This is a genomic window from Streptomyces sp. NPDC057474, assembly GCF_042802555.1.
Taxonomy (GTDB): Bacteria; Actinomycetota; Actinomycetes; order Streptomycetales; family Streptomycetaceae; genus Streptomyces.
On sequence record NZ_JBHVDX010000207.1, the window covers coordinates 1 to 18,897 of the forward strand.

General features: G+C 71.6%; 20 protein-coding genes and 1 riboswitch. Of the genes, 10 read left to right on the forward strand and 10 right to left on the reverse strand.

The window, feature by feature from the left end; all coding sequences use genetic code 11:
• Positions 1-21: 21 nt before the first annotated feature.
• A complete protein-coding gene (locus ACFU53_RS37810; protein WP_384003285.1) occupies positions 22-561 on the reverse strand; it encodes an SAV_6107 family HEPN domain-containing protein in 540 nt (179 codons plus the stop codon).
• Positions 562-738: 177 nt separating this feature from the next.
• Here ACFU53_RS37810 and ACFU53_RS37815 point away from each other — a divergent pair, with 177 nt between their 5' ends.
• From ACFU53_RS37815 to ACFU53_RS37830, 4 genes are all read left to right on the forward strand, one after another.
• On the forward strand, positions 739-1,659 hold the full coding sequence (locus ACFU53_RS37815; protein ID WP_384003288.1) for an ATP-binding cassette domain-containing protein: 921 nt from the start codon (positions 739-741) through the stop codon (positions 1,657-1,659).
• Entirely contained in the window at positions 1,631-3,715 is a 2,085-nt protein-coding gene (locus tag ACFU53_RS37820) for a YhgE/Pip family protein (RefSeq protein ID WP_384003291.1), read from the forward strand. The genes ACFU53_RS37815 and ACFU53_RS37820 overlap by 29 nt, the downstream gene beginning before the upstream one ends.
• 35 nt (positions 3,716-3,750) lie before the next feature.
• Positions 3,751-4,383, forward strand: coding sequence for a TetR/AcrR family transcriptional regulator (locus ACFU53_RS37825; protein ID WP_384003294.1), 633 nt, complete (start codon positions 3,751-3,753; stop codon positions 4,381-4,383).
• A 482-nt stretch (positions 4,384-4,865) separates the two neighbouring features.
• Positions 4,866-6,398: a phytoene desaturase family protein gene (locus ACFU53_RS37830; protein WP_384003297.1), complete on the forward strand. Its 1,533-nt coding sequence runs from the start codon at positions 4,866-4,868 to the stop codon at positions 6,396-6,398.
• Positions 6,399-6,423: 25 nt separating this feature from the next.
• On the opposite strand, the gene ACFU53_RS37835 is transcribed toward ACFU53_RS37830, so the two are convergent.
• The 6 genes from ACFU53_RS37835 to ACFU53_RS37860 form a co-directional block, all read right to left on the reverse strand.
• Positions 6,424-7,380, reverse strand: coding sequence for a hypothetical protein (locus ACFU53_RS37835; protein WP_384003300.1), 957 nt, complete (start codon positions 7,378-7,380; stop codon positions 6,424-6,426).
• A 56-nt stretch (positions 7,381-7,436) separates the two neighbouring features.
• Positions 7,437-8,360, reverse strand: a complete 924-nt coding sequence (gene metF, locus ACFU53_RS37840; protein WP_384003303.1) for a methylenetetrahydrofolate reductase [NAD(P)H] — start codon at positions 8,358-8,360, stop codon at positions 7,437-7,439.
• A gap of 113 nt (positions 8,361-8,473) precedes the next feature.
• Positions 8,474-9,118 (reverse strand): thiamine phosphate synthase, encoded by a 645-nt coding sequence (thiE, locus tag ACFU53_RS37845; RefSeq protein ID WP_384003305.1) that lies wholly within the window; start codon positions 9,116-9,118, stop codon positions 8,474-8,476.
• Positions 9,119-9,238: 120 nt separating this feature from the next.
• On the reverse strand, positions 9,239-9,604 hold the full coding sequence (locus ACFU53_RS37850) for an Rv2175c family DNA-binding protein (RefSeq protein ID WP_013004329.1): 366 nt from the start codon (positions 9,602-9,604) through the stop codon (positions 9,239-9,241).
• A 107-nt stretch (positions 9,605-9,711) separates the two neighbouring features.
• Positions 9,712-10,941 carry an NAD(P)/FAD-dependent oxidoreductase gene (locus ACFU53_RS37855; RefSeq protein WP_384003308.1) on the reverse strand — a complete coding sequence of 410 codons (1,230 nt, stop codon included), beginning with the start codon at positions 10,939-10,941 and terminating at the stop codon, positions 9,712-9,714.
• Positions 10,942-10,973: 32 nt separating this feature from the next.
• Positions 10,974-11,357: a hypothetical protein gene (locus ACFU53_RS37860; protein WP_384003311.1), complete on the reverse strand. Its 384-nt coding sequence runs from the start codon at positions 11,355-11,357 to the stop codon at positions 10,974-10,976.
• Positions 11,358-11,407: 50 nt separating this feature from the next.
• Positions 11,408-11,518, forward strand: a riboswitch (TPP riboswitch).
• Here ACFU53_RS37860 and thiO point away from each other — a divergent pair.
• From thiO to ACFU53_RS37885, 5 genes are all read left to right on the forward strand, one after another.
• Positions 11,516-12,691: a glycine oxidase ThiO gene (gene thiO, locus ACFU53_RS37865; RefSeq protein WP_384003314.1), complete on the forward strand. Its 1,176-nt coding sequence runs from the start codon at positions 11,516-11,518 to the stop codon at positions 12,689-12,691. (Overlaps the previous riboswitch by 3 nt.)
• Positions 12,688-12,909: a sulfur carrier protein ThiS gene (thiS, locus tag ACFU53_RS37870; RefSeq protein WP_384003317.1), complete on the forward strand. Its 222-nt coding sequence runs from the start codon at positions 12,688-12,690 to the stop codon at positions 12,907-12,909. Before thiO ends, thiS begins: the two co-directional genes overlap by 4 nt.
• A gap of 4 nt (positions 12,910-12,913) precedes the next feature.
• Positions 12,914-13,708, forward strand: coding sequence for a thiazole synthase (locus tag ACFU53_RS37875; RefSeq protein ID WP_384003320.1), 795 nt, complete (start codon positions 12,914-12,916; stop codon positions 13,706-13,708).
• 162 nt (positions 13,709-13,870) lie between these two features.
• Positions 13,871-15,787, forward strand: coding sequence for a Stk1 family PASTA domain-containing Ser/Thr kinase (gene pknB / locus ACFU53_RS37880; protein WP_384003323.1), 1,917 nt, complete (start codon positions 13,871-13,873; stop codon positions 15,785-15,787).
• A 220-nt stretch (positions 15,788-16,007) separates the two neighbouring features.
• Positions 16,008-16,910, forward strand: coding sequence for a deoxyribonuclease IV (locus ACFU53_RS37885; protein WP_384003326.1), 903 nt, complete (start codon positions 16,008-16,010; stop codon positions 16,908-16,910).
• Positions 16,911-16,919: 9 nt separating this feature from the next.
• On the opposite strand, the gene ACFU53_RS37890 is transcribed toward ACFU53_RS37885, so the two are convergent.
• Both ACFU53_RS37890 and ACFU53_RS37895 read right to left on the reverse strand, forming a co-directional pair.
• Positions 16,920-17,195: a hypothetical protein gene (locus ACFU53_RS37890; RefSeq protein WP_384003329.1), complete on the reverse strand. Its 276-nt coding sequence runs from the start codon at positions 17,193-17,195 to the stop codon at positions 16,920-16,922.
• A 54-nt stretch (positions 17,196-17,249) separates the two neighbouring features.
• Positions 17,250-17,897, reverse strand: a complete 648-nt coding sequence (locus ACFU53_RS37895) for a sulfite oxidase-like oxidoreductase (RefSeq protein ID WP_384003332.1) — start codon at positions 17,895-17,897, stop codon at positions 17,250-17,252.
• A 174-nt stretch (positions 17,898-18,071) separates the two neighbouring features.
• Between ACFU53_RS37895 and bfr the strand changes: the two genes are divergently transcribed.
• Positions 18,072-18,551 carry a bacterioferritin gene (bfr, locus tag ACFU53_RS37900; protein WP_384003335.1) on the forward strand — a complete coding sequence of 160 codons (480 nt, stop codon included), beginning with the start codon at positions 18,072-18,074 and terminating at the stop codon, positions 18,549-18,551.
• A 1-nt stretch (position 18,552) separates the two neighbouring features.
• Here the strand turns inward: bfr and ACFU53_RS37905 are convergent, their stop codons facing one another.
• Entirely contained in the window at positions 18,553-18,786 is a 234-nt protein-coding gene (locus ACFU53_RS37905) for a bacterioferritin-associated ferredoxin (RefSeq protein ID WP_384003338.1), read from the reverse strand.
• Positions 18,787-18,897: the final 111 nt, after the last annotated feature.

The following is an 18,897-nucleotide window of genomic DNA, read 5'->3' on the forward strand; positions in this document are numbered from 1 at the left end:
GGGCGGCGCCGGGGCGGCCGGTCAGCCCGCGTCCGGGACTCCCGGGCCGCCGTCCTGCCGGGGCTGCGGCAGCACCGGCTGGAGCACCAGCATCCGCTCGACCAGGCGCAGGAACATCGCCACGTCGCGTATGAGGTCGTCGGCGTCACGCGCGCTCGCCGCGCCCTGTATACCCGCCTCGGCACGCGCGCGGCGGGCGGCGCCGGAGGCGAACAGCGCGCTCCACTCGGCGAGTTCGGGCGCTATCTCGGGGAGCACTTCCCAGGCGCTCCGGATCTTGGCCCGGCGCTTCGGGGTGAGCTCCGGGCGGCCCCGGGCGGCGAGTACCGCGGCGGCGGTGCGCAGGGCGGCCAGGTGGGCGGTGGCGTACCGCTCGTTGGGCGCCTGGAGTCCCGACGCCTCGTCGAGTCCGGAGCGGGCCTGGGCGAGCAGGTCGAGGGCGGCGGGCGGGGCCGTCGCCCGGCGCAGCACGGGGTGCACGTCGCCCGCCGGGCCGTTCAGTGAGGGGGCAGGGCCGGTGGCGCGGCGCCGGTTGGCGGCTGCCGCGTGGTAGCTGGCCATGACGAACCTCCTGTCGTCTTCGTGACGGCACGCCCGGACACGAGGTGCCGTATGTGCTCATCGTGCGGTATGCCACTGACAATCCGTTCTGACCTGCGCTTTTGCTTCGATCAGAGGTTCGGAGTAGTTTTTGCACTGACTAGTCAGTGCAAAAACTCGCAGAGGGGCCTGGGGGACATGGAAGAGCCACGGGCGGCGGATGCCGGGCCGGAAGCGGACGGTGCCGCTGCCGATGAGGCGGCCGACGGTGTCGGTGTCGCCGTCGAGGCCGAGGGGTTCGGGATCAAGGGGCCGCGCGGCTGGGCGTTCCGGGGGGTCGGGTTCGGCGCGGAGGCCGGCTCGCTCGTCGCGATCGAGGGGCCCTCCGGGTCGGGCCGGACCTGTCTGCTGCTCGCGCTCACCGGGCGTATGAAGCCGAGCGAGGGCCGTGCCACGGTCGGCTCCCTGCGGCTGCCGAAGCGGATGGCGGCCGTGCGCCGGATCAGCGCCCTCGCCCATGTCCCCGGTGTGACCGACCTCGACCCGGCCCTGACCGTCGGGGAGCACCTGCGCGAACGGGCGCTGCTGCGGCGGCGGTTCGACGGCTCCCTGCGCGGGCTGCTGCGTCCCCGGGCCGAGCGCGCCGCCGAGGCGAAGCTCCGTGTCGACACCGCCCTGGCGGCCGCCGGGCTCGACCGCGAGGCGCTGCCCAAGGGCTCCAGGACCGCCGTACGCGATCTGGACCGGATGGAGGCCCTGCGGCTGTCCGTCGCCCTCGCCCTCGTCGGCCGGCCCCGACTGCTCGGCGTCGACGACACCGACCTGAAGCTCTCCGATGCCGAACGGGCCGAGGTATGGGCCCTGTTGAGGTCCCTCACGCAGTCCGGGATCACGGTGGTGGCGGTGTGCAGCGAGGCCCCGGAAGGGGCTGTCGTGGTGTCGACGGCGCCGGACGGAGCCGCACGCGCGCGTGAAGACGTGGGCGAGGCCCCCGAGCCCGTCCGCGGCGACGAGACCGCCAACGACAACGACGTCCCCGAGAACGACGACCACGAGAACGACGACCACGAGAACGACAAGGAGACGGCCGATGCGCTCGCCGAGACTCGCCGCGCTTGAGCTCAGGCGGTTCGGCCGGGGCAAGCTGCCGCGCGCCGCGCTGGTCTCGCTCCTGCTGCTGCCGTTGTTGTACGGAGCCCTGTACCTGTGGTCCTTCTGGGACCCGTACGGCCGTCTGGACCGCGTCCCCGTGGCGTTGGTGAACGACGACAAGGGGGCGTCGGTCGGCAAGGAGAGGCTGACGGCGGGCGACGACATCGCGAAGGGGCTGCGGGAAAGCGACACCTTCGAGTGGCACCGGGTGAGTTCCGCCGAGGCCCGGGAGGGCGTCGAGGACGGCACGTACTACCTGTCGCTGACCATGCCGAAGGATTTCAGCGAGAGGATCGCGTCGAGTTCAGGGGACGTGCCGGAGACTGGCGCCCTTCAGGTGCGGACGAACGACGCGAACAACTACGTCGTCGGGCAGATCTCGCGGACGGTGTTCTCGGAGGTGCGGACGGCGGCGTCGACGAAGGCGTCGCGGTCGTTCCTGGACCGGATCTTCATCTCGTTCTCGGACATCCATGGGAAGACCGAGGAGGCGGCGGACGGTGCCGACGACCTCAAGGGCGGAATCGACAAGGCGGAGAAGGGCTCCAAGGACCTCGCGGACGGCCTGAAGACGGCCAAGGAGGGCAGCGGGGAACTGTCCGGCGGGCTGCGGGACCTGGACGAGGGCGCCGGCGATCTGGAGGACGGCGCCCAGCAGGTCGCGGACGGCACCGGGAAGCTCGCCGACAAGGTCGGAGCAGCGGCGGACCAGGTGCGGCCCTTCCTGCAGGAGAACGGCGACACCATCGCCGACACCGCCACCCTGGTCGCCGACTCGGCGGCCACGATCCGGGATCACCTCGACGCGTTCGTCGAGACGGCGCCGGCCGCCGCGACCGGCACCCGTGCCGCCTCGGACACCCTGAACGACGTCCACAGGCGCCGTTGCGAGGAGGCCGTGCTGCCCGACGGGGCCTGCGTGGATCTGAAGAAGGCGAAGGACGCGGCGGCGGAGGCGGCCGTGCTCGCCGAGGACGTCAACACCGTGGTGAAGAACTACGGCGGCGACATGAAGGCCTTCGACAAGGACCTGCAGACCTTGGAGAAGCAGGCCCGCGCCCTCGCGAAGGCGGCGCCCACCCTCTCCACGGACCTCGACGACGCGGTCGCCAAGGTGAACGCGCTCGACAAGGGCGCCACGAAGGTCGCCAAGGGGGCCACGACGCTGCACACCGGCCTCGGCACCGCGAAGACCGGCGCGGAGGACCTGGACACGGGCGTCGGCGACCTGAAGACGGGCGCGGTCGACCTCAAGGGCGGCATGTACAAGCTGGCCGACGGCTCCGGGAAGCTCGCGGGCGGACTGCACGACGGGGCCGAGCAGATACCGGACTACGACGAGCGGGATCGCGACCAACGTACCGAAGTGATGGCCGACCCGGTGCAGTTGGCCACCAGGGATCTGCACAAGGCACCCAACTACGGCACCGGGTTCGCCCCGTACTTCATCCCGCTGTCCCTGTGGGTGGGCGCGATGGTGGCGTACATGCTGATCCAGCCGCTCAACCGGCGGGCCCTCGCAGCGGGTGCCTCGGCGTGGCGGATCGCGCTGGCGGGCTGGCTGCCGGTGGCCGCCCTGGGGGTGCTGCAGACGGTCGCGCTGATGGCGGTGCTCCACTGGGCGGTCGGCCTGGAGATGGCGCGGGCGGCCGGGACGGTGGGCTTCCTGTTCCTGGTGACGGCGTGCTTCGCGGCGATCGTGCAGTGGCTCAACGCGCGCTTCGGGGCGGCGGGCAGGATCCTCGTCCTCGCCTTCCTGATGCTCCAGTTGACGTCCGCGGGCGGCACCTATCCCGTGCAGACCAGCCCGGACTTCTTCAACGCGGTCCACCCCTTCCTGCCGATGAGCCACGTCGTCGACGCCCTCAGGAGGCTCATCACGGGCGGCGGTCTGGGCCCCGTCTGGCAGGCGTGCGCGGTACTCGCGGCCTTCACCGTCGGCGCCCTCGCGCTGACCGCCCTGTCCGCCCGCCGCAAACAGGTGTGGACCCTCGACCGGCTGCACCCGGAGTTGAGTCTGTGACCGCGCACGGCACGGTTCCTGTGACAATCAGGGCCATGGAAAGCAGCAACGCCCCCGGCGGCGCAGGCGGGGGCCGCCGCGAGGCGACCCGGCAGAAACTCTACGAAGCGGCCGTCACCCTCATAGCGGAGCAGGGGTTCTCCGCCACCACGGTGGACGAGATCGCCGAGCGCGCCGGCGTCGCCAAGGGCACGGTCTATTACAACTTCGCGAGCAAGTCGGTCCTCTTCGAGGAGCTGCTGCGGCACGGCGTGGGACTCCTCACCGCCTCTCTCCGGGAGGCCGCCGAGCGGACCGCGAAGGAGGGCGGCAGCAGGGTCGACTCCCTGGACGCGATGATCCGGGCCGGGCTCGTCTTCATCGACCGCTACCCCTCCTTCACCCAGCTCTACGTGGCCGAGCTGTGGCGCACCAACCGCGCCTGGCAGTCCACCCTGATGGTCGTCCGGCAGGAGGCGGTCGCGGTCGTCGAGGGCGTGCTGCGCGAGGGCGTCGAGAGGGGCGAGCTGAGCGAGGAGATCGACGTCGGCCTGACGGCGTCGGCCCTGGTCGGCATGGTCCTGGTGGCCGCCCTGGACTGGAAGGCGTTCCAGCCGGAACGTTCCCTGGAAGACGTCCACGCGGCGCTGTCCCGGCTGCTCCAGGGCCGGGTGAGCGGAAACCGCTGACCGGGCCGGGGCACATACGAGAGCGCCGGTCCGAACTGGCCGCGTCCCCCGCGGGCCACCTCGAACCGGCGCTTCCCCGTTCCCCCGTCTCCCCCGTGCCTCGCTCCCGCCGACACACGTCGACGGAAGGAGCGGTAAAGAGCGCGAGAGCCGTTCCGCCGCCCCGTGTCGGCGGTACCGGAGCCGCGCCCCTTCCCGTGCCTCCACTCTCCCGTTCCCGCAGGTGGGAGCCCATCCGTGCTCCTACTCATCTCTCCGGCTAGGTACGCGTACTCAGCCCTGCGCACTCACCCCCAGAACCCCCTGTTGCCAACTGGTGACGATCGCGTCCGCGCACGTACTCCCCTGAGAGCGGCCGCGCCCCCGTCACGGGCGCGGGGAACTGCGCGACCAACCACGATCAGCCGGCACCCGCCGAACCACCCGCACTCCCGAGCTCTCCCGCGAACAAGATGTCGGCGGCGGCCGATAAGGTCGCTGACATGGCAAGGATTGTGGTGATCGGCGCCGGCCTGGGCGCCATGGCGGCCGCAGCCCGGCTGGCCGTCGCGGGCCACCGAGTGGTGGTGCACGAGAGCACGGCGACATACGGCGGAGCCGTGGGTCGCTTCGAGCGCGACGGCTTCGCGTTCGACACGGGCCCGGGACTGCTGCCGCTGCCCGCCGTCTACCGCGATCTGTTCCTCAAGACCGGCAAGGAACCGCTGGAGAAGTGCGTGGACCTGGTCCAGGTCGACCCGGCGGCCCGGCACGTCTTCGCGGACGGCACCAGCCTCCTGCTGCCCAACGCTTCACGCGCGGGCGTGGTCGCCGCCCTGAACACCGCGCTCGGCTCGGGCGCCGGCGACCGCTGGGGCGACTTCCTGGTACGGGCCCGCGAGGCCTGGGACCACACCCGGCGGCCCCTCCTGGAGGAGCCGCTGTGGCCCGACTGGAAGGTCCTCGCCGAACGCGAGCCGTACCCCGCCGTGCCCCACAAACGGCTCCTGCGCACCCGCCGCGCCCGCACCCTCGCCGAGGTCGGCGCGTGGGAGCTGCGCGATCCCCGGCTGACGGCCCTGCTGGAGAGCCACGCCCTCGCGTACGGCCTGGATCCGAGGAACATCCCGGCGAGCGCGGCGGTCCTGCCGTACATGGAGCACGCCTTCGGGACCTGGTACGTCCGGGGCGGCATACGGGAGTTGGCGCGAGCGCTGTACGAACGGTGCCTGGCCCGCAAGGTCGAGTTCGTCTTCGGCGCCGAGGTCACGGGGATCGTCGAGAAGGACGGCCGGGCGGTCGGTGTGGAGCTGGCGGCCGAGGTGGACGCCGGGGTCCGGGCGGTGACGGAGGCGGATCACGTCGTCGCGGGCATCGATCCGATACGGCTGAACGGCCTGACGGAGCGTGACATCCAGGGCGACGGCGACGTACGGCCGGACCTGGAGTCGTCGCGGCCCGGCCGGCTGACCGTGCTGCTGGCTCTGCGCGGCGCCCGCGAGGCCGGCGCCGCGCACCGCACGGTCGTGCACGCGCCCGACCGGACCGCCGAGTTGGACTTTCTGAGCCACCTGCGGGACACCGACGACCCCGTGCCGCTCACCGTGACCGTGCTGCGGCCGGACGACCCCGCGCTGCGCCCGGACGAGGCGCACGAGTCCGTGGTCGTGTCGGCGGCGGTGCCGACCGGGATCGACTGGACGGCGGGCGACGTCGCCGAGCGGTGCGCGGAGCTGCTCGTCACCGCCGCCGAGGCCGCCGTGCCCGGTCTGCGGGAGCGGCTGCTCTGGCTCGAGGTGCGCACCCCGGCCGACACGGCCCGGGAGACGGGTGCCGAGCGGGGGGCCGTCCCGCCGCCGGCGCTCGCCGCGGCCGACGGCCGTTTCCTGCACCCGCCCAACGCGACGCGTTTCCCGGGGCTGCACCTGGTCGGCGGCTGGTCCCACCCCGGCGGCGGCCTCCCGCACGCCGGGATGTCGGGCGCGCTGGTGGCCGGACTGATCGTGGAGGGACCGGACTTCCGCGGGTCTCAGTGAGGCTCACCAGGGTGCCGACGGACCTTCAGAAACGGTACTGCTGCTCGTCGTAGCCGTTCTGGCCGTTGCCGTTCCCCTGGTACGGGTGCTGCTGGTCCGACGGGAGGTCGGAGCCGAAGGCGTCGTCGGTGCTGCGCTGCTGCGGGACCCAGACACCGCCGGGCGGGGTCTCGCCGCTGTAGCCGCCGTTGCCGTACTGGTCCTGGCCGTAGCCCTGTTGACCGTATCCCTGCTGGCCGTAGGACTGGTCGTACGAGGCCGTGGCGTCGTACGTCTGCGTGCCGATGTACGGGTCGGAGTAGGCGGCGTACTGCTGCTGGTTCGGGTCGTAGCCGTAGCCCTGCTGGTCGTAGCCGTAGTAGGCGAACGCCTCGTCCTGAGCGGACTGGTCGGAGTGACCGGAGTGGCCGGCGGTCGCGTACGGCTGGTCGGCGGCGCCCGCGTAGGCGTTGTCCTCGCGGTAGACGCCGTACGTGCTGGTGTCGTCCGGCAGGGGCTCCGGGGAGTAGACGGCCGTCGCCCCGGCCGCGGACGGCGTGGACTGCGGGCGGACGAACACGTCGTCGTCGCGGTCGTCGTCGAGCGGGTCTTGGCCCTGGCGGTACGTTCCGCCAGCCGTGGACTCCAGGTCCATGACCTCCAGGGTCGGGTCCTGACGGTCCGGTTCGCCGCGCCGCCGCTTCTTGGCGGCCTTGGCGGGCCTGCCGCCGTCCTCGCCCTCACCGGAGCGCGGGCGGACGGCCCAGCCGGCTTCGAAGCCGCGGCGGAACGACAGGGTCACATAGGTCTGCCCGGTCGCGAACCCGATCGCGCCCAGCGCGATGACGATCACGTTGGGGATCAGTACACCGAGGACGACACAGAGGAAACCGGCGAAGGCGAGCAGCCGCCAGCGCAGGCGCGCCTTGTACTGCAGCAGCACCTCACCCAGCAGCCACAACGCGACGACGCCGAACGCGATGTAGAGGACCGTCCAGCCCATGTACGCCCCTCTCCCTGTAGCCGCTACGCAGTGTGTCGTACGCGAGTGCGACCGGTCTAGGCCCGTGATGGATGGTGCGGGCCCAGGTTCTCGTAGATTTCCAGTGTCGCGGTGGAGTTGTTCAGAGTGATGAAGTGAAGTCCGGGGACTCCCTCTTCCAGCAGCCTCGCGCAGAACTCCGTGGCGAACTCGATGCCAATGGAGCGTACAGCGACCGGATCGTCTTTGGCTGTGACGATCCGCTCTTTCAGGGCGTCCGGGATGGCGGCGTTGCTGAGTTGCGGCAACCGTTCCAGCATCTTCACGCTGGTGACGGGCATGACCTCGGGAATGACGGGGGTTTCACAGCCGGCCTTGGCTACCGCGTCCCTCAGACGCAGGTACGAGTCCGGGTGGAAGAACATCTGCGTGATCGCGTAGTCGGCGCCGGCGCGGCACTTGTCGACGAAGCGCGCCACGTCGCTGTCCCAGTCCGGGGAACGGGGGTGCATCTCCGGGAAGGCCGCGACGCCGACGCAGAAGTCGCCCGATTCCTTGATGAGTTGGACGAGTTCGGCGGCGTACGTCAGGCCCTGCGGATGCGCGACCCACTCGCCCATGGGGTCGCCGGGCGGGTCGCCGCGGACCGCGAGCATGTTGCGGATCCCGGCGTCCGCGTACTGGCCGATGATGTTGCGCAGCTCGGCGATGGAGTGGCTGACGGCGGTGAGATGGGCGACCGGGGTGAGGGTGGTGTCGGCGGCGATCTGCTCGGTCGCCTTCACCGTGCCGGCCCGGGTGGAGCCGCCCGCGCCGTACGTCACGGAGACGAAGCTGGGGGCGACCGCCTCGATCCTGCGGAGGGCGTTCCACAGGTTCCGCTCGCCCTTCTCCGTCTTGGGCGCCCAGAACTCGAACGAGTACGTGGTCTTGCCCGTGGCGAGCATGTCACGCACGGTGCGTGCGCGATCAGTCCTGGTGGAAGCGGTTCCTAGGGCCATACCGGCAGGTTAGTCAGGTCGGGGCCGTCCCCCAACCAGAGCTGGGATTTTTGTCCGTTTTGCCGACCTGCTGTCCACGCCTCGGACAGCCGCGGGCCGGGAGCGGGGGCCGCCTAGAGGGCGCCGAGGCGCTTGGTGAACTCCGCCGCGGCGGCTCCGGGGTCGTCGGCCTCCGTGATCGCCCGGACGACGACGGCCCGGCGGGCGCCCGCCTCGACGACCTCGTCGAGGTTGCCGAGGTCGATGCCGCCGATGGCGAACCAGGGGCGGTCGGTGCCGAGGGCGGCGGTGTACCGGACGAGGTCCAGGCCGGGGGCGTGGCGGCCGGGCTTGGTGGGGGTGGGCCAGCAGGGGCCCGTGCAGAAGTAGTCCACGCCCTCCTGGACGGCCGCGGCGACGGCCTCCCGTTCGGCGTGGGTGGAGCGGCCTATGAGGACGTCCTCACCGAGGACTGCGCGGGCGGCGGGGACCGGGAGATCGCCCTGGCCGAGGTGCAGCACGTCCGAACCGATGGCGTGCGCGATGTCCGCGCGGTCGTTGACGGCGAGCAGCTTGCCGTGCCGCCGGCACGCGTCCGCGAAGACCTGGAGGTGCTCCAGTTCCTCTGCGGCCTCCATGCCCTTGTCGCGGAGCTGCACGATGTCCACGCCACCGCTCAGGACCGCGTCCAGGAACTCCGGCAGGTCGCCCTGGCGCTCACGGGCGTCCGTGCAGAGGTAGAGCCGGGCGTCGGCGAGCTGTGCGGCGGCGTCGGGCATGCGCGGGTCCCCCGTTGGCGGTGCGTTGTCGGTGCGGCGTACGGGGCCGGGACCCTCGCGGGCCCCGGCTCCCGTACGCCGCACAGGCGGCTGTGTCACGAATCTCTCGGATGTTCCCGGTCAGACGGCGAGCGCCTGGGCGCGGCGCTTCACCTCCGTGCCGCGATTCTCGCTCAGGGCCTGGGCCGGGGTTCCGGGCAGGCTCGGGTCCGGAGTGAAGAGCCACTCCAGCATCTCTTCGTCGGTGAAGCCGTCGTCCCTCAGCAGGGTCAAGGTGCCGGTCAGGCCCTTGACCACCTTGTCCTCGTCGATGAAGGCGGCGGGGACGTGCAGCGCGCGGTTCTCACCACGGCGTACGGCGATGAGCTGGCCTTCCTTCACCAGCTGCCGTACGCGCGTCACCTCGACGTCCAGCATCTCTGCGATGTCGGGGAGCGTCAGCCACGCGGGGACGAGAGCATCGATCTTTGCGTCAATCTCGGTCACGTCACCAAGACTGCCATCTACGACTGACACTGGGTAGCCGAGCCGCCTTCGACGGGGGCCGACAGAGGGGTACGGAGAGCGCTGAGCAGCGGGAAAGAGGGGCTGCCCTACGCCGTCGCCGCCTTCAGGGGCCTGGCCGGGTCCGCCAGCAGTTCCGGGTTCAACGGTGTGCCCGCCTCGATCAGCCGGCGGCCCTGGGCCAGGTCCCGGGGGCGGCCCACCGCCAGCAGGGCGATCAGTCGGCGCTCCCGGAGCCAGCACACCGACCAGGCGGCGCCGGTGGGGTCACCGCGCCAGAGGGTGGTGTCGGCGGAGGCGTGGTCGCCGGCGTACTGGACGAAGCGGCCGAACTGTTCGGACCAGAAGTAGGGGACGGGGTCGTAGGCCTCGGGGGTCTCGCCGACGATGTTCGCGGCGACCGTGCGGGGTCCCTGGAGGGCGTTGTCCCAGTGGTGGACGAGGAGGCGTCGGCCGTACCTGCCCGAGGGGAAGGAGGCGCAGTCGCCGACGGCGTAGACGTCCGGCGCGGAGGTGCGCAGGTGGTCGTCGGCCAGCACCTCGCCGTGTGCGCCCAGCTCGATGCCCGAGTCCGCCAGCCAGGCCGTCGCCGGGCGCGCGCCGATCCCCACGACGACCGCGCCGGCCGGCACCCGGGTTCCGTCGTCCAGGACCGCCGTCCCGGGCTCGACGCGGGCCACGCGCGCGTGGGTGCGCAGGGTGGTCCCGTTGTCGGCGTACCAGGCGGTCATCGGCGCGGCCACCTCCGCCGGGAGCGCGCCCGCGAGGGGGCGGTCGGCCGCCTCGACGACCGTCACCGCACAGCCCGCCTCGCGCGCGGCCGTGGCGAACTCGGCGCCGATCCAGCCCGCGCCCACGACGACGATGTCGTGCTGCTGGGCCAGCACGGGCCGCAGCCGCACGGCGTCGTCCAGGGTCCGCAGCAGATGCACCCCGGGCACGCCCTCGACGCCCGGCAGCCGGATCGGTTCCGCACCGGTCGCGAGGACGAGGAGGTCGTACGGGACGGGCCCGGCGGCCGTGTCGAGTTCGTGCTCGGCGGGGCGCAGGCCCGACACCTCGCGGCCCAGCCGGAGTTCGATGCCGAGCGCCTCGAAGTCGACGTCGAAGGCGGAGCCCTCGGCCGTGCCGAGCAGCACGGCCTTGGACAACGGCGGCCGGTCGTACGGCTGGTGCGGCTCGGCGCCGATCAGCGTCACGTCGCCGGTGAAGCCCTGTTCGCGCAGAGCGACCGCGGTCTGCACCCCGGCCATGCCCGCGCCCACGACGACCACGCGCCGCGCCGGCGTTCCGCCCCTTTGTTGCGTCTGCTCGCTCACCCGATCACCATAGACAACTGACATTCAGTCAGTCAGCCGGTGGGACGACGGTCGCTCTCCCCGAGCCGGTCCACGCTCTCGTCGACCTGCTCCACCACGCTCGTCCCGCTGCCCGGCTGCGACTCCCACTCCCAGGTCTCCTCCAGGCGGAGCCGCCCGTCGGCCAGCTCGACCACCAGGGACCGGCAGTGCCCGGACGCGGTGGTCCCGTCGGTCTTCAGCTGCACGTACCGGAAGTCCAGCCGGTCCCCCGCGCGCGTGCCCACGAGGTGACCGCGCACGACGTCGCCGCCCGCGTACTCGGCCCAGATCTCGCCGTCCTTCTCGTGGTACGCGAACCGGGTGCGGGTGCCCACCTGACCTGGGGCCTGGTCCGCGACGGGGGCGAGGACGAGACCGTCGAGCGAGCGGGGCATCAACGGGGGCTCCCTTACTGGGGCGGGCGGGCCGGGCTAGGGTGGCCAGCGTAAGCACTCGCGGGAGCCCGGCGCACCGGGCTGAGAGGGAGGCTGGCGGCCTCCGACCGTACGAACCTGATCCGGGTCATGCCGGCGAAGGGAGGGGCTGGACGCCCATGTCGCGTACGCACACGTCAGACGTCCTCGTCGTGGGGGGCGGAATCATCGGGCTCGTCACGGCGTGGCGGGCCGCGCGGCGCGGGTTCGCCACGGCCGTGGTCGATCCCGAGCCCGGCGGCGGAGCCGCGCAGGTGGCGGCCGGGATGCTCGCCGCGGTCACCGAACTGCACTACGGCGAGCAGACGCTGCTGGGGCTCAACCTGGAGTCCGCGCGCCGCTACCCGGACTTCGCGGCCGAGTTGACGGAGGCGACCGGCCTCGGCCTCGGCTACCGCCGCTCCGGCACGCTCGCCGTCGCGCTCGACGCCGACGACCGCGCCCACTTGCGCGAACTGCACGCCCTGCAGCGCCGGTCGGGCCTGGACTCGCAGTGGCTGAGCGGCCGCGACTGCCGCCGCCTGGAGCCGATGCTCGCGCCGGGCGTGCGCGGCGGACTGCGGGTCGACGGGGACCACCAGATCGACCCGAGGCGGCTCTCCAGGGCCCTCGTCGCGGCCTGCGAGGGCGCCGGGGTGGTGTTCCACCGGACCTGGGCCGAGGAGCTGTCGGTGGTCCGGGAGCGGACCGTCGGGGTCAGGGTCGGCGACGGTGACCGGCTGTCCGCCGGGCAGATCGTCCTCGCCGCCGGCAGCCTCAGCGGTCGGCTCGCCGGGGTCCCGGACGACGTACTGCCGCCGGTGCGGCCGGTGAAGGGGCAGGTGCTGCGGCTGACCGTGCCGAAGCCGTACGCGCCCTTCCTGAGCCGTACCGTGCGGGCCGTGGTGCGCGGCAGCCACGTCTACCTGGTGCCGCGCGAGAACGGCGAACTCGTCGTCGGCGCGACCAGCGAGGAACAGGGCTGGGACACCACGGTGACCGCGGGCGGGGTGTACGAACTGCTGCGGGACGCCCATGAACTCGTCCCCGGGATCACCGAACTCCCGCTCACCGAGACCCGCGCGGGCCTGCGCCCCGCCTCCCCCGACAACGCGCCGCTCCTCGGTCCCACCGGACTCGACGGCCTGCTCCTCGCGACCGGCCACCACCGCAACGGGGTGCTCCTCACCCCGGTCACCGGCGACGTCATGGCCCATGTCCTCGCCACCGGTGAACTGCCGGAAGAGGCACGCGACTTCACCCCCCTGCGGTTTCGCGCCGGCGCGGCCCGCGAACTCCTGGAGCAGCCCGTATGAGCGCCGCCACCGGGACACTGACCATCCTCGTCAACGGGGAGCGGTGGCAGGTCGCCCCCGGCACGGCCCTCGACACGCTCGTGCGGACACTCACCGCGTCCCCCTCCGGGGTCGCCGCCGCGCTCAACGAAACCGTCGTCCCGCGCGCGCGGTGGACGACCACCGCCCTCTGTGAGGGGGACCGCGTCGAGGTTCTCACCGCCGTCCAAGGAGGCTGATCCCATGGCAGACGACCCCTTCGTCCTCGGCGGTACGACCTACTCGTCCCGCCTGATCATGGGCACCGGCGGGGCGCCCAGTCTCGACGTCCTGGAGCGCGCGCTGGTGGCCTCCGGCACGGAGCTGACGACGGTCGCGATGCGCCGCGTGAACGCCACCGTGCACGGCTCGGTCCTGTCCGTGCTCGACAGGCTGGGCATCCGGGTGCTGCCCAACACGGCCGGCTGCTTCACGGCGGGCGAGGCCGTGCTGACCGCCCGTCTCGCGCGCGAGGCGCTCGGTACGTCCCTGGTCAAGCTGGAGGTCATCGCCGACGAGCGCACACTGCTGCCCGACCCGATCGAGCTGCTCGACGCCGCCGAGACGCTCGTCGACGACGGTTTCACCGTGCTGCCGTACACGAACGACGATCCCGTGCTCGCGCGGAGGCTGGAGGACGTGGGCTGTGCCGCGATCATGCCGCTCGGGTCGCCCATCGGGTCCGGGCTCGGCATCCGCAACCCGCACAACTTCCAGCTGATCGTCGAGCACGCGCGCGTGCCGGTGATTCTCGACGCGGGTGCCGGTACGGCGTCGGACGTCGCTCTCGCGATGGAGCTGGGGTGCGCGGGGGTCATGCTCGCCTCCGCCGTGACCCGGGCTCAGGAGCCGGTCCTCATGGCCGAGGGCATGCGGCACGCGGTGGAGGCCGGACGGCTCGCGTACCGGGCGGGCCGCATCCCCCGCCGCCACTTCGCGGAGGCGTCGTCGCCGAGCGAGGGGCTGGCGCGGCTGGATCCGGAGCGCCCGGCGTTCTGAGTCGGATCTCACGCCACCCCGCCCCCAATCGAACAGTCGAACGAGTTCCGCCGCGCACCCGCCTGTCACAGCCCTTCGATCCGGGTCACAGCTCTGCTGCAGTCCGTCTCCGGTGCCGCGCGACTTATGGGCCTGTGGGCGGCGGCTCGTACACTCACCTGCGTGGACACGACCCTTCAGGACCCGCTTGTCGGCCATGTGCTCGACGGCCGGTATCGAGTCGAGGCGCGGATCGCGGTCGGCGGCATGGCCACGGTCTACAGGACCGTGGACACCCGCCTCGACCGCGTGCTCGCGCTCAAGGTGATGCATCCGACGCTGGCCGCGGACCGGACGTTCGTCGAGCGGTTCATCCGCGAGGCCAAGTCGGTGGCACGGCTGTCCCACCCGAACGTGGTGGGGGTCTACGACCAGGGCACGGACGGCTCGTACGTCTATCTCGCGATGGAGTACGTCGCCGGCTGCACCCTCCGTGACGTGCTGCGCGACCGCGGGGCGCTGCAGCCCCGGGCGGCGCTGGACATCCTGGAGCCGGTGCTCGCCGCGCTCGGCGCCGCGCACCGCGCCGGGTTCGTGCACCGGGACATGAAGCCGGAGAACGTGCTGATAGGGGACGACGGCCGGGTCAAGGTCGCCGACTTCGGGCTCGTTCGGGCCGTGGACACCGTCACCAGCACCACCGGCACGGTCCTCGGCACCGTCTCCTACCTCGCCCCCGAGCAGCTGGAGCACGGCACGACCGACACCCGCGTCGACGTGTACGCGTGCGGCGTGATGCTCTACGAGATGCTCACCGGCGGCAAGCCGCACGCCGGGGACTCCCCCGCGCAGGTGCTGTACCACGCGCTGCACGACGACGTGCCGCCGCCGTCGGCCACCGTGCCGGGGCTGCCGTACGAGCTGGACGGGCTGGTCGCCTCGGCGACCGCGCGCAATCCGGAGCTGCGGCCGTACGACGCCGTCGCGCTGCTCGCGCAGACGCTGGAGGCGCGGGCGGGGCTCAGCGCCGAGCAACTGGACGCGGTGCCGCCGCAGGCGATAGCCGGCGGTCATGACAACGCGGAGGACCGGACGAGCGTGATCCCGCGCTCGCTGTCCGTGTCGCGGTCGGTTGCGGCGGACCCGGACCCGCTCAACCGTACGAGCCGGTTCGCGTCGCCTCCGCCGCCGCCCCGGCGCGCTCGCACCTCCCCCGCGCCCCGGCGTGGGCTGCTGGCGGTCGTCGTCGCCGTGCTGCTCGTCCTCGGTGTGGGCGGGGGCGTCTGGTACATCAACTCGGGCCAGTTCACGCAGGTCCCGGCCGTGCTGCAGCAGAGCGAGGCGGACGCGACGAAGCGGCTCGAGGGCGCCGGGCTGGACGTCGACGTCGAGCAGGCGTTCAGCGACACCGTCAAGCGCGGCAGGGTGATCGGCACCGACCCGGCGCCCGGCGAGCGGATCCGGGACAACGACACCGTGACGGTGACGATCTCCAAGGGCCCGGAGACCGTGAAGGTGCCGGAGCTGAAGGGCTACCGGCTGGACCTCGCGAGGACCCGGCTGAAGGACGACGGGCTCGAACCTGGCCTGGTGACGCGGGAGTTCAGCGACGAGGTCATCCGGGGCCAGGTGATCAGCACCCAGCCGGGCTCCGGCACCGAGATCTCCTCGGGCTCGGCCGTCAGGCTCGTGGTCAGCCGGGGCGCCCCGGTGGAGGTCCCCGAGGTGTCGGGCGCCTCGGTCGCGGACGCCACCGCCGAGCTGGAGGAGGCGGGCCTCAAGGTGAGGATCGCCTCGAAGCGGGTCAACTCCGAGTTCGACAAGGGGCTCGTGGCCGAGCAGTCGCCGGGCACGGACAAGCAGGTCGGTGAGGGCGACACCGTCACCCTGACGATCTCCAGGGGCCCCGTGATGGTCGAGGTCCCGGACGTCGTGGGCGACAGCGTCGACGAGGCGACCCAGAAGCTGGAGGGCGCCGGTTTCGAGGTCGAGGAGGACCGAGGGATCCTCGGGCTCTTCGGCGACGAGGTCAAGGGCCAGTCGGTGGACGGCGGCGACACGGCGGCCAAGGGGTCGAAGATCACGATCGAGATCGGCTGACCGGGCCGGCGCCGACCGTCGGGGATCAGCTGACCGGGCCGGGCCGGCCGTTCGGGATCGGCGGACCGCGACCGGTCGTCGGGCCCGGCCGACCGCGACCGGACGTCGTCCCGGGCGACCGGAGTCGGCCGGGCGGGAGTTGTGAGAGGCCGGGGCGTCCGGGCGGCAGCCGTCGAAGCTGCCGGTCGGGCGCCCCGGGCCGCATGACACCCTTGCTGCCGTGAGCACTCAGCAGTCCCCCGGCCCCGCCCCCCGCCTCCCCGGCCCGTCCCGCAACCCCGTCGGCGGTCATGTCCCCGTCGCGGGTGGTCTGAACTCCGTCGGGCTGGCGTACGCCCGTGATCTCAAGGCCGAGACGGTTCAGGTCTTCGTGGCCAATCCGCGCGGCTGGGCGACGCCCGTCGGGAATCCCCGGCAGGACGAGGAGTTCCGGGCGGCGTGTGCCGAGGAGTCGATTCCCGCGTACGTGCACGCGCCGTATCTGATCAACTTCGGGTCGCACACCGAGGCGACGGTGGAGAAGTCGGTGGAGTCGATGCGGCACTCGCTGCGCCGGGGGCGGGAGATCGGCGCGCTGGGGGTGGTCGTGCACACGGGGAGCGCGACCGGCGGGCGGGACCGGTCGGTGGCGCTGAAGCAGGTGCGCGAGTATCTGCTGCCGCTGCTGGACGAGTTGACCCACGACGACGATCCGCATCTGCTGCTGGAGTCGACGGCGGGCCAGGGCTCCTCCCTGTGCTCGCGCACCTGGGACTTCGGGCCGTACTTCGAGGCGCTGGACGCCCACCCCAAACTGGGCGTCTGTCTGGACACCTGCCACATCTTCGCGGCGGGGCACGACCTGACCGGCCCGAGCGGCATGCACCAGACCCTCGACCTGTTGGTGGACACCGTCGGCGAGGGCCGGCTGAAGCTGATCCACGCCAACGACTCCAAGGACGTGGTCGGCGCCCACAAGGACCGCCACGAGAACATCGGCTCCGGCCACATCGGCGAGGACCCGTTCCGCGCCCTGATGACCCACCCCGCCACCGAGGGCGTTCCTCTGATCATCGAGACACCGGGCGGCAAGGAGGGGCACGCGGCGGACGTGGAACGCCTGAAGAAGCTGCGGGACGGCTGAGGCGCCGGGTCAGTTCTTGTTCTCGACCAGCACGTGCGAGGTGTCGACGATGTGGACCACGAGCACGATGAGCAGGCCGTCACTGATGACGTACTCGATCGCCATCGTGTGGGAAAGCGCGACCGAGCTGGTGTTCTCGTCACCGGAGATGGCTGCGGAGATCTTGGTGCGGGGATCCTTGGCCAGTATGGCGAGCCCCTCGTGGAACACCTCGAGGCGGTCGTCCGGAAGGCTGTCGCGCACGCGCGCCGCGGCCTCCGAGAAGATCACATTACAGAAGGCCATCTCGGCTCTCCTGCACGGTTGTCCTGTTGACCGGCGTTGAGCTTACCGGCAGTTTCAGAGCTCCGGCCCGTCGCCCGGCTCCTCCTGGTAGGAGTAGCGCTGTTCCTGCCAGGGGTCGCCGACGTTGTGGTAGCCGCGCTCCTCCCAGAAGCCGCGTCGGTCGGCGGTCATGTACTCGATGCCGCGGACCCATTTGGGGCCCTTCCAGGCGTACAGGTGGGGGACGACGAGGCGGAGGGGGAAGCCGTGTTCGGCGGTGAGGAGTTCGCCGTCCTTGTGGGTGGCGAAGATCGTGCGGTCGTCGGCGAAGTCGGCGAGGCGGAGGTTGGAGCTGAAGCCGTACTCCGCCCACACCATCACATGGGTGACCTCGGGGCCGGGCGGCGCGGTCTCCAGGATCGTGCGTGCCGGGATGCCGCCCCATTCGGCGCCGACCATGCTGAACTTCGTCACGCAGTGCAGATCGGCCACGACCGAGGCGTACGGCAGGGCGGTGAGCTCGTCGTGGGTCCAGCAGTGCTTCTCGCCGTCGGCGGTGGCGCCGAAGACCCGGAAGTCCCAGCGCTCGGGACGGAACTTGGGGACGGGCCCGTAGTGCGTCACCGGCCAGCCGCGCTGGAGTCGCTGTCCCGGCGGGAGCTGCGACGACGCCGCGTTCTCAGATGCGCGATCTCCTGATTCGCGTTCCACCGGCTGACCCATGACTCCATCCTGACAGACCCCGAGTGGTGCACATGACCAGGGTCCACCCGACTCGGACATTTAGAACTAAGGCTGCACTTACTTACTAAGCTTGCACTTACTGGACGATCTTCGACAGCGGTGCAATCATCGCGGCGCAACCTCCCAGTTCCCCGCTTGGAAGGAGCTTCTGCGATGCAGGGCGACCCCGAGGTCATCGAATTCCTCAACGAGCAGCTGACCGCGGAGCTCACCGCGATCAACCAGTACTTCCTGCACGCGAAGATGCAGGAGAACTTCGGCTGGACGAAGCTCGCGAAGTACACGCGTCACGAGTCGTTCGACGAGATGAAGCACGCGGAGGTGCTCACCGACCGGATCCTGTTCCTGGAGGGGCTGCCGAACTACCAGCGGCTGTTCCACGTCCGGGTGGGCCAGACGGTCAAGGAGATGTTCGAGGCCGACCGGCAGATCGAGGTCGAGGCGATCGACCGTCTCAAGCGCGGTATCGAGGTGATGCGCAACAAGGGTGACATCACCTCGGCGAACATCTTCGAGTCGATCCTCGAGGACGAGGAGCACCACATCGACTACCTCGACACCCAGCTGGAACTGCTGGAGAAGCTCGGCGAGGCGCTCTACATCGCGCAGCTGATCGAGCAGCCCGAGAGCTGAGCTACGCCGCTTCCTCAAGCTCGGCGAGGACCGACTCACCCTGGTCGGCCGGCTCACGGCGCGGGCAGGCACCCCTGCCGAGGATCGCCTGGATCCGGCGTACGCAGGAGCCGCAGTCCGTGCCCGCCTTGCAGGCCGACGCGATCTGGCGAGGGGTGCAGGCGCCGTCCGACGCGTGCTTCTTGACCTGTTGCTCGGTGATGCCGAAGCAACTGCAGACGAACACGCGGTTCACCTCCCGCCGGGATGGATAAGGGCGCCGCCCCGATGATCGGTGAGGCTAACCTAACCTTACCCGGCGGGCAGGAACCGCAAAAGTGGAGTGGGGCGCGGATCGTATGTGATC

What these genes read in the sequence shown, in the direction of transcription:
- ACFU53_RS37825 (WP_384003294.1), top strand. Translation starts at nt 3,751, where the DNA reads ATGGAAAGCAGCAACGCCCCCGGCGGCGCAGGCGGGGGCCGCCGCGAG.
- bfr (WP_384003335.1), top strand. Translation starts at nt 18,072, where the DNA reads ATGCAGGGCGACCCCGAGGTCATCGAATTCCTCAACGAGCAGCTGACC.
- ACFU53_RS37810 (WP_384003285.1), bottom strand. Translation starts at nt 561, where the DNA reads ATGGCCAGCTACCACGCGGCAGCCGCCAACCGGCGCCGCGCCACCGGC.
- thiE (WP_384003305.1), bottom strand. Translation starts at nt 9,118, where the DNA reads ATGCCCGACGCCGCCGCACAGCTCGCCGACGCCCGGCTCTACCTCTGC.
- ACFU53_RS37815 (WP_384003288.1), top strand. Translation starts at nt 739, where the DNA reads ATGGAAGAGCCACGGGCGGCGGATGCCGGGCCGGAAGCGGACGGTGCC.
- ACFU53_RS37820 (WP_384003291.1), top strand. Translation starts at nt 1,631, where the DNA reads ATGCGCTCGCCGAGACTCGCCGCGCTTGAGCTCAGGCGGTTCGGCCGG.
- ACFU53_RS37890 (WP_384003329.1), bottom strand. Translation starts at nt 17,195, where the DNA reads ATGGCCTTCTGTAATGTGATCTTCTCGGAGGCCGCGGCGCGCGTGCGC.
- metF (WP_384003303.1), bottom strand. Translation starts at nt 8,360, where the DNA reads ATGGCCCTAGGAACCGCTTCCACCAGGACTGATCGCGCACGCACCGTG.
- ACFU53_RS37860 (WP_384003311.1), bottom strand. Translation starts at nt 11,357, where the DNA reads ATGCCCCGCTCGCTCGACGGTCTCGTCCTCGCCCCCGTCGCGGACCAG.
- ACFU53_RS37895 (WP_384003332.1), bottom strand. Translation starts at nt 17,897, where the DNA reads ATGGGTCAGCCGGTGGAACGCGAATCAGGAGATCGCGCATCTGAGAAC.
- thiO (WP_384003314.1), top strand. Translation starts at nt 11,516, where the DNA reads ATGTCGCGTACGCACACGTCAGACGTCCTCGTCGTGGGGGGCGGAATC.
- ACFU53_RS37835 (WP_384003300.1), bottom strand. Translation starts at nt 7,380, where the DNA reads ATGGGCTGGACGGTCCTCTACATCGCGTTCGGCGTCGTCGCGTTGTGG.
- ACFU53_RS37830 (WP_384003297.1), top strand. Translation starts at nt 4,866, where the DNA reads ATGGCAAGGATTGTGGTGATCGGCGCCGGCCTGGGCGCCATGGCGGCC.
- thiS (WP_384003317.1), top strand. Translation starts at nt 12,688, where the DNA reads ATGAGCGCCGCCACCGGGACACTGACCATCCTCGTCAACGGGGAGCGG.
- ACFU53_RS37875 (WP_384003320.1), top strand. Translation starts at nt 12,914, where the DNA reads ATGGCAGACGACCCCTTCGTCCTCGGCGGTACGACCTACTCGTCCCGC.